Source organism: Campylobacter sp. 10_1_50 (assembly GCF_000238755.1).
GTDB classification, from domain to species: domain Bacteria; phylum Campylobacterota; class Campylobacteria; order Campylobacterales; family Campylobacteraceae; genus Campylobacter_A; species Campylobacter_A concisus_R.
On the sequence record NZ_JH414890.1, the window covers coordinates 55,538 to 61,489 of the forward strand.

General features: G+C 39.6%; 5 protein-coding genes and 2 pseudogenes. 2 read left to right on the plus strand and 5 right to left on the minus strand.

The genetic code is table 11. The features are described from left to right. The 4 genes and pseudogenes from larE to HMPREF1019_RS09465 form a co-directional block, all read right to left on the minus strand. Positions 1 to 567 (minus strand): ATP-dependent sacrificial sulfur transferase LarE (gene larE, locus HMPREF1019_RS09450; protein ID WP_009295501.1); only part of this gene is annotated, 567 nt, incomplete at its 3' end. Continuing rightward, positions 539 to 1,957: a nickel pincer cofactor biosynthesis protein LarC gene (larC, locus tag HMPREF1019_RS09455; RefSeq protein ID WP_009295502.1), complete on the minus strand. Its 1,419-nt coding sequence runs from the start codon at positions 1,955 to 1,957 to the stop codon at positions 539 to 541. The genes larC and larE, both read right to left, overlap by 29 nt. A 63-nt stretch (positions 1,958 to 2,020) precedes the next feature. After that, positions 2,021 to 2,902, minus strand: a pseudogene (gene larA / locus HMPREF1019_RS09460) (nickel-dependent lactate racemase); the annotation flags it as partial. A gap of 160 nt (positions 2,903 to 3,062) precedes the next feature. Beyond that, positions 3,063 to 3,827, minus strand: a complete 765-nt coding sequence (locus tag HMPREF1019_RS09465) for a transposase (RefSeq protein WP_103597087.1) — start codon at positions 3,825 to 3,827, stop codon at positions 3,063 to 3,065. Between HMPREF1019_RS09465 and HMPREF1019_RS10560 the strand changes: the two genes are divergently transcribed. Continuing rightward, the gene (locus tag HMPREF1019_RS10560; RefSeq protein WP_009295505.1) at positions 3,787 to 4,026 is read left to right on the plus strand and encodes a restriction endonuclease; all 240 of its coding nucleotides are present in this window, start codon (positions 3,787 to 3,789) and stop codon (positions 4,024 to 4,026) included. The two genes, HMPREF1019_RS09465 and HMPREF1019_RS10560, sit on opposite strands and share 41 nt — an antisense overlap. Positions 4,027 to 4,330: 304 nt before the next feature. Continuing rightward, entirely contained in the window at positions 4,331 to 5,545 is a 1,215-nt protein-coding gene (locus HMPREF1019_RS09470) for an ATP-binding protein (protein WP_009295506.1), read from the plus strand. A 42-nt stretch (positions 5,546 to 5,587) separates the two neighbouring features. Here HMPREF1019_RS09470 and HMPREF1019_RS10210 read toward each other — a convergent pair. Beyond that, positions 5,588 to 5,952, minus strand: a pseudogene (locus HMPREF1019_RS10210) (aminotransferase); the annotation flags it as partial.

Below are 5,952 nucleotides of genomic sequence, written 5' to 3' on the forward strand. Positions count from 1 at the left end.
CGCTTCTACTAAATTTAGCCCATCTGCGCTTATCTCTTTTTCATGCGGCAAACGAGTTAGCAAGCATGCATAGCTTGGCTTGTCTGCTGTTGCTAAATTTAGCTCACGTGAAAGCTCGCGGATCTCAAATTTACGTAAATTTATTAGAGGCGAAAGCACACCAAGCTCCTCTTTTGCCTTTAAACCTGGGCGATATTCGCCAAGATCGTCTTTGTTTGTGCCATCAGCCAAATTTGTAAAACCAAGCTCTTTTGCACGAGCAAAAAGCCTTGAAAAAACTGCTTTTTTGCAAAGATAACAGCGATTTTGCGGATTGAGCTTTATCTCATCAACGATGCCCACTTCAAATATCTCGTGCCTGATGCCATAAAATTTAGTAAATTCTACCGCCTCGTCTATCTCGCGCAAAGACATATAAGGCGATTTTACCGTGAGTGCTAGCGCATTTTCGCCAAGCACGTCTGCAGCGACCTTTAGCAGTAGCGAGCTATCTACGCCGCCGCTAAAAGCAATGGCTAAATTTCCTAGCTTTTTTATATCATTTTTTAGAATTTCTAGTTTCGTCATATTTTTTTAAAGTCTCGTTTCTAACCTCGCGAATCGTCGTTTGAAATCTCTGCGCAGCTTTTTTGCAGTCCTCGAATTCGGGCTTGATTTTTAAAATTTCGGGGTAATTTCGGGCTAAATTTTCGTCCGTTAAATTTTGTTCGGCGTTAAAACCGCAAACTCGGCCGCGCGAAATTTTAAGCCTTATTTTGCCGTATTTAGTCTCTACCTCGCAAAACTCGCGCGCAAGCTCCGTTTTCCTCACGGCGCACTCTCTAACTCCGATCGCCGTCGTATGCGCGAAAATTAGCCCCTTTATCCGCGCGGCGTCCTGCTTGCGGCACAGCGCGTTTAGCTCAAAGCCCGCGCGCCCCTTTTTCATAAAAATAGACCTGCTAAATACGTCCAGCGCGCCGCTATCTCGCAAAATATCGCACGCAAAGGCAAAGCTCTCGGCGTCCATGTCGTCGATATTAGTGGAGATTAAAATCCGCTCGCAAAGCTCGCCATAGCCGATCTGCACGCTCAAATTTGGCTCATCTCTCAAGCCTAAATCCTCGCTCGTTTCGCAAAGTATCACGCGAAGCGCGTTGGCAAAATCTGCGATGTCTTTATCGCCAGCGCCGTAGCCCGTGCTTAAAATTTTAAAATTTCGCGGCGACTCGCGGCGGTCTTGCTCCCTTAAATTTAGTGCGCAGGCCTTTAAAATCGCCGCTCCTGTGGGCGTAGTCATCTCGAAATTCGCTCGCCCTAGGCTTACTTGCGCGCTTTTTAAAATTTCGCAAACCGCAGGCGCCGGTACGGTCAGCCTGCCGTGAGCGCAGTGCGCAAAACCGCCGCCAAGCTCGATAGGCGAAGCAAAAATTTGCGGCGCACCCAAGGCCTCCAAACAAATAGCCGCACCCACTACGTCCGCGATGCTGTCCGCGGCGCCCACTTCGTGGAAATGTACTTGCTCTGCGCTAGTGCCGTGGATTTTGGCCTCGGCCTGCGCGATAACGCTAAAAATTTCGCTTGCCGTTTTTTTTACGAAAGCGCTTAGGCTAGAACCCTCGATAAGCTCTAAAATTTGCGTGAAATTTCGCGGACGCGGATGGTTTTGGGCGGACTTATCCGCTCTAAATTCGGCGCCGTGAATTTTGCCGTTTAAATTTTGACGCGGGCTAAATTTAGCGCCTAAGAGGCCAAGCGGAATTTGGCTCGGATTTGCCGCGCAAACGACGTCTATTTTGGTTGCAGAGATACCGCATTTTAGCACTTTGCGCTTGCGTAGGTAAAATTCGCTAGCTAAATTTAGCTTAGCAAGCTCGGCGCAAAGATAGCTAAAATCCGCGCCCAGATCCACCAGTGCGCCTAAATTCATATCGCCGCTGATGCCACAGCTAGCATCATAGTATAAAATTTTAGCCATACTTAAACCTTAGGCACAGTCATAGAGCCAAACGGCAAGATGACTATTTTTGCGTCCGCACCCTTTTTGTGCCTGATAAAGATCGACGTCCATCGGATAGGGCGCGACCGAGATCACGATATCTGCCTTGCGCGGAATATTTACGCAAAAGACCTCGTCTGCCTTTTTCATGCAGTCATAAAAGCTGTCGTTTAGGTGTCCGGCACTCGCGTAATACACGCCGTGTTCGCTGTCAAGCACCGTCTGGATCGAAAAAACGTCGATGTGCGCGAGCACCTTCATCGCGTCGATCATATCTTCATACACGGGGTTGCCCTCTAAGCGCAGCGCCTGAGCATCGGCGCTAAGGGCTAGTTTGTGGTTTTGCTCGATAGTTTCGTATTTGGCGACGCCGGGTAAAAACGCCTTTCGTCCGCCCGTATAGCCTGCAAAATAGTGCGGCTCGACCGAGCCTATGACGATCACTTTTTTTGCTTTGGCTACGATTTTGTTTAGATACATCTGCGTGCCGTTTTTGGACTCGCCCAGATAGCTCATTTCGTCTTTTTTCGAGTCGTGGTCGCATATTTCGCTTTTAGCGTTAAGCTCGGCGTAAATTTCTTTGCCGAATATCATCTCGTACTCTTCTAGCGTGCCCTCTCTATGGCAGCCTGTGGCGATGATGAAAATTTTATTTTTATCGCGGATTTTCGGGTAAATTTGCTTTAAAACTTTTGCCGTCGGCGTAGGTCTCGTGCCGTCGTTTACGATGATGACGATCTTTTCGTCGCCAGCGATAAACTCATCAAAGCTTTTTTGATTTATCGGATTTGCCAGAGCCTTTGCGATGAGTGCCGTTTCGTCGAATTTAGCCACGGGGTTGGGGTTAAAAACTCCCAGTAAATTTTTTTCCGGAACGCTTAGGTCGATGATATCATCTTTGCCGTAGCGAATAGGAATTCGCATGTTTGCTCCTTAAGTATAATTATTAATTTTTTATCTTAGGATCATATATAAATTTTTCTTTTAAATGTATTTAAAAAGGGTATTTAATTTTTAAATTTATAGAGCGGATAAAATTTATTATGGTTCTTTGTCAATAGTGGGGGGGGGTGTAAAAACACCTCTATCTATTGCAAAGACGTAAATATATCAATTTTCTAAATCTTTCATAGTTTCTTAGTCCATAAGATACTCTTTTTATTACTTTTATTTTGTTGTTATTTCCTTCTACAAACCCATTGTTTATTTTATATTCTACTATATTTATTATCTCTTTTTTCCAACTTGTTATTGTATCTGCTAGTTTTATACTTTGCTTTATATTAAATACTCTCAATTTTTCAATTAATTGCTCTATTCTCCTTCTCATTGTCTTTACTGTCTTGCTCTCAAACATCTTGTAAAATTCTTTTATTATTCTATACATCTTTTTCAATGTCTTATCTACTTTTAATATCTCTTTTAATATCTCTTTTTGTCTTTGACTAAACTGACTTATTGGGCTTTTACTTAGTATTTTCCAATATTTTTTTAACTTCTTATACTTTTCATTGTCTTTGTTAAATAATTCTACTCTTAAATCTCTTAATGCCCATATCCCTTGTCTTATTACATGATATTTATCTGCTACTATTTGGGCCTGAACTATATTACTATTTATTACGCTTCTAAATGGCTTAAACATATCCATTACAACTACTTGTGGTTGTATTTCAAATTCGTTTATTATATTTTTTATTGTTTGTGAATGTCTATTTCTTAATATATCTACTAGTTTACGGTTTTTATCATACATCGCTAGCTGATATTTCTCTTTTTCTATATTTCCTTTAAATTCGTCTATATGTATGACTGATGTATCTGGAGAGGTTTGTCTTTTTAGGGCGATTGCATTTTATGATGGTGATATCAAGCACATTTATTTTGTTGCGGAGACTAAAGGGTCTATGAATTCTATGCAACTTCGCCAAGTCGAAGAGTCCAAAATCCACTGCGCAAAGGAGCATTTTAAGGCTATAAGCAATGATAGCGTGGTCTATGACGTAGTGGATAGCTATAAATCGCTACTGGATAAAGTTATGAGGTAAAAAATTTATTGGGAAGTTAAGTCGCAGTATAAAAAGAGTATGTGTAATACGCCAAAGATGGTTATTACGCTGCTCTTTTTGAGGAAAAATTTGACTACCATTTGTTAATATTAAAATCTGAGGCGATACTGCTTAAAGCTCTACTAATAAATACTCAGTGTAATAAAAAATCACAGTGACTGACTTAATCTTGCCAGTTTTAGTTCGAATTAAATTTAAATATACAATTATCTTAACCAACCCATCCTTGCAAATTTATATATATTGTAGTATCATACTCCTAAATATTTAAGGATAAAATACTATGTATATCAAACGAGCCATAAGCGACGAAATAAAAGAGTATATGAAAAGCTTTCCAGTGCTTTTGATAAGCGGAGCTAGACAGGTTGGCAAATCAACCCTTGCTTTAAATTTAGATATACCAAATTACATAACACTTGACGATATAAATATATATGAATCCGCGAGAAACGATCCCAAAGACTTTATAGAACATTGCAATAAGCCCATAGTAATAGATGAGATACAAAGAGTGCCCATACTGCTTTTAGCAATAAAAGAATTTGTAGATAAAGATAGAACAAACGGGCAGTTTATACTAACTGGCTCTGCAAATTTAAAAGGCTTTAAAGATATATCAGACTCACTTGCTGGTAGGATAGGCATAGTGGAACTCTATCCGCTTTCTCAAAAAGAGTTAAGCCATAGTGATGAAAATTTGATCGATATTTTAAGTGGCGATATAAGCCATCTTGCGCTAAAGAAGTATGACAACGACGGCTTATCTGAGAAGATCATAAACGGCGGCTACCCAGAGATCATGAAGATAAGCTCAGAGAAATCAAAATATCTCTGGTTTAGCTCATACATAAGAACATATATAGAATCAGACGCCAAAGAGATAGGCAACATCAGAAATATGGATAAATTTATCGCTATGTACCGCCTATGTATGCTAAGAAGTGGCAACATCTTTAACAAAAACGAGCTATGCTTGGAGTCGGGTCTTGATAATAAGACATTTGATAGCTATTTTAGCGTGCTAGAGCATACATATCAGATCCAAAAGCTTCAGCCATACTTTAACAACGCTCTAAAAAGACTTATAAAAACTCCTAAAATTTTTGCTACCGACACAGGGGTGCTGGTACACTTGCTACAAATTTCTTCAGCACAAGAGCTTGCAAATTCTCCTTATAAAGGTGCCATATATGAGACGTTTGTATTTGATGAACTACTAAAGGCAAATACAAGTAGCAAAAAAAGAGCAAACATATACTACTATAGAACTAGCGATCAAAAAGAGATAGACTTTATCCTTGAGATATCAGGTAAGCTCATAGCCATAGAGGTCAAATCCTCAAAAACTATCAGCAAAGATGACTTCAAGCATATCTACCACTTAAAAGAGAATTTACAAAGTAAATTTGATAAAGGCATAGTCTTTTACACTGGATACAGAGCCGTAAAGCTAGATGATGATATGTTTGCACTGCCATTTGGTTTTATGGGGTGAGAGATGGCTAATAATTTGGCTTCTATAACAGCTCATAATAGTCTATCTCTCCAAACTATCATGCCCTGACTTCACATTCCATTCTTTGGTTTCTATCATACTTGATGGTTGTTTTGTTTGCTCTGCTCCAAAGTTACTATCAAGTCCTTGACCATATAACTCTTGCTTTGTTATTTTTAGTGAGCCAAATGATATATGATCATTTGCTAGAGAGATCTTATCTGCTTTATAACACTTCTTTAGCTTATTAAATCCTTGCATATCTTGCCAATCTTTCATATAGGTTTTTATATTATAAATTAAGCATTTATAGTTAATTCTAACTATGTCTGGCAGGTATTTTTTAAAGCTTTCAGTTCTATTTATAAAAGCTAAGTAGTATCTATTTATATCTAAATGGCCATCAA